This is a genomic window from Herpetosiphonaceae bacterium, from assembly GCA_036374795.1.
GTDB lineage: Bacteria > Chloroflexota > Chloroflexia > Chloroflexales > Kallotenuaceae > LB3-1.
Map to the genome: position 1 here is coordinate 1 of DASUTC010000035.1, position 3,224 is coordinate 3,224.

The window sequence follows — 3,224 nt, forward strand, 5'->3', positions numbered from 1 at the left end:
TTCGCCGCCGCCTCATAGGTGGTCTGTAGGAAGTCCAGCAGCACTTCGTCCGGCGCATCAGCGTCCCGGACGGCATCATAGGGCAGGATGAACTCGCCCATCGCCTGATGGAAGAACGCCGCCTCCGGCCGCACCGGCGCCGCGGCGAAACCTTCGGGTATGGGGTAGGCGTAGGAATAGAACGCCGGATAGTCGATCGCGCCGCCGCCCGGCCAGAAGCCGGCACTGCTCACCTCGTGCGAATACGCCTCGCGGGTGACGGAATCCGGCAGACTGGGCACCCCTCCAGGGTGCAGCGGCGCTTTGCGACCGGAAAAGCGCGTCACCGCGTGATCAAAGCTGCCCCAGAAGAAGTGAACCGGGCTGACCTTGCCGAGGAAACCCGTGCGGAACTGCTTGAACACCCGATCCGCCTGGACGAGCACGCGCCAGAAGCGCTGCGCATAGTCCGGGTCATAGGCGGCGTGCTCGCGATCCTCGCGGAACGGGATCGGGTTAGGTCGCTCATTGGGGCTTCCGTGGATCCGAACCCGGATCTCAAGCTCGGCGAGCGCAGCCATGAGCTGGTCGTGGAAGTCGGCGACCGGCTTGGGAGCGAGCGGCATGCGTTTCTCGCCGCCATCGCTCGTCCGGATGAGCAGCGCATGATTGATGAAGTCGAAATCGATCTGAAACGCGCGTCCGTCGTACGGGATCGGGGAGGTGGTCAGGCCACGCGGCGTGACATAAAGGGTGACGTGCCACGAATGGTTGGCCCACGGCGTCTGGGCCAGCCGGACCTTGCCGACGATCTGCGTCCACAGGTGCAGCGTGGTGCAGGTGTCTTTCCAATCCTCATAGGGCAAGGCAGGCCATAGTTCAGCCTGCGCGCTGTTGCGTGGCGTGGTCATGATCCCGTGTCTCCTCTGTGAGCATCTGGATAGGTAGCGCTCAGGGGTTCGATCGCTTCTGCGATGCGGCCTCGTCGTAGCGGGCGAAGACTTTCTCGACGCCGGCGAACTCACCTTCGGCCTGCTGGATCGAGAGCCGCTCCTGATCGCGGCGCCGGAATTCCTGCTCGATATCCTCCACCTTGGCCGGATCGAGGCCAAGACGCCGCAGGCCCTCCTTGCCCATCGCCACGCTCGACTCGAAGGTCTCGCGCAGGAAGTAGTCGACGTCCATCTGCATCAGCTGCAGCACGTGATTACGATCGAAAGCGCGGGCAAGGATTTGCGCCTTGGGGAATGCCGCCCGGACGTGGCTGATCCCGGCGTTGCAGGCTTCGGGATCGTCGACGCAGATGAAGATCAGCCGCGCTTTGCCGGCACCGGCTGCGGCGAGCACGTCGGCACGGCGCACATCGCCAAAATAGACCTTGTTGCAATATTTCTCGGCGATCTGGATACGCTCGGGATCGTGATCGACGGCGGTGATGCCGATGCCCTGCGCATGCATGAGCTGCGCCACGATCTGCCCGACGCGCCCGAAGCCGGTGATGATCACGCTCTTCTGCTCGGCCCGCGACACGTCCTCGACGTCGGCGGTGGTGCTGGTGAGGCGCGCCACTGCAACCTCATAGAGGGTACCCACGAGCGGCGTTGCCGCCATCGACAACGTGACGACGGCGACCAGCAGATTCGCGACTTCGGCGGCCATGACCGCAGCACCAGCGGCGGCGCTGAACAGGACGAACGCGAACTCGCCGCCCTGGGGGATGGTCACGGCGACCCGCTGCGCATCCCGATCTCCGACACCGAACAGACGACAGAGGCCGTAGATCAGCAGGGCCTTGACGAGCAGCAAGCCGATCACGCCGGCGAGCACGGTCAGGATGTTGTCCAGCACGAGCAGCCAGTCTACCGACATGCCAACGGCGATGAAGAAGAGGCCCAGGAGCAAGCCACGGAACGGCTCGATGTCGGCTTCCAGCTGATGCCGGTACTCGGAATCGGCCAGCAGCACGCCGGCGAGAAAAGCGCCCATGGCCATGGACAGCCCGACGCCCGCCATGATCAAGGCCGTGCCGACCACCAGCAGGAGCGCCGCTGCGGTGAAGACCTCGCGGGCGCGCGTCAGCGCGATGATCCGGAAGACGGGCCGGAGCAGGTAGCGGCCGACGATCACCACGGCCGCGATCACGCCGATGATCTTGCCGGCCTCGAGCCAGGGATTGCTCGCCTCGCCTGTAGCGCCGGGGCCGAGCAGCGCGACCAGTGCCAGCAGCGGCACGATGGCCAGGTCCTGGAACAGCAGGATGGCGAATGCTCTGTTGCCGTAGGGGCTGTTGAGCGTTCCTTTCTCCTCGAGGATCTGAAGCGCGAAGGCCGTGGAGGACAGGGCCAGGCCGAGGCCGGCGACAAGCGCCGGTCGCATCGCCAGGCCTACGGCAACGAGCAGCGCCGTGAGCACGGCACCGGTGACGATCACTTGCGAGAGACCGAGCCCGAAGATGTCGCGCCGCATCACCCAAAGACGCGAGGGCTTCAGCTCGAGCCCGATGATGAACAGGAGCAGCACCACGCCGAACTCGGCGAAATGCAGCACCTCCTCCGCATCCTCGATGAGGGCCAGGCCAAAGGGCCCGATCGCCGCGCCCGCCACCAGATAGCCGATCACCGAGCCGAGGCCGAGCCGCTTGAAGATCGGCACCGCGACCACGGCGGCGCCGAGAAAGACCGCGGCACCGGTCAGAAAAGAGCCCTCGCCTATCGCCATCCCCATTCTCCCCAACCGTCATGCTTCTGCCGCGAGGGCCGAGAGCGAACGCACTAAACGTATCGTCGATCGCGCGAACTCTCGATCGTCAGACCGGCGCACAGTGCGCCCATCAGCGCCAGGCCATCGTTGCGCTTGTCGATATTCGCGAGGCGCCGGTCAAAAGAGCACCTGCACGGTGAGCTCGACGAAGTCGATGTCCTTGGACGACCCGGTCTCTTCGATGAAGCGTCCGGGGAAGAAGTGCGAGTAGATAGTGGGAGACCTCGCCCTACATCTCCTCCCAGCCCCACTCACGACTCCAACCTGTCCTCTACAATCTTGGCTCACCAACGTTCGCCAGGGCTAATTGCCGACCGCCATCCCAGACGTAGGATCTTGCAGGAGGAACTCCGTGACCGGCACCATCAGCGGCCTTCACCATATCACCGTGATCAGCGGCAACGCCCAGCGCAACCTGAACTTCTATGCCAATGTCCTGGGGCTGCGCTTCATCAAGAAGACGGTTAACTTCGACGATCCGAGCG

The 3,224-nt window shown here is 64.6% G+C and carries 3 protein-coding genes; 1 reads left to right on the forward strand and 2 read right to left on the reverse strand.

The annotated features are described in order from the left end of the window. Both VFZ66_01865 and VFZ66_01870 read right to left on the reverse strand, forming a co-directional pair. Nucleotides 1–890 (reverse strand): DUF5996 family protein (locus tag VFZ66_01865; protein HEX6287901.1); only part of this gene is annotated, 890 nt, incomplete at its 3' end. 40 nt (nt 891–930) lie between these two features. Then, on the reverse strand, nt 931–2,697 hold the full coding sequence (locus VFZ66_01870) for a monovalent cation:proton antiporter-2 (CPA2) family protein (GenBank protein HEX6287902.1): 1,767 nt from the start codon (nt 2,695–2,697) through the stop codon (nt 931–933). A gap of 394 nt (nt 2,698–3,091) precedes the next feature. On the opposite strand from VFZ66_01870, the gene VFZ66_01875 reads away from it, so the two are divergent. After that, a partial coding sequence (locus tag VFZ66_01875; GenBank protein HEX6287903.1) for a VOC family protein occupies nt 3,092–3,224 on the forward strand: 133 nt, incomplete at its 3' end.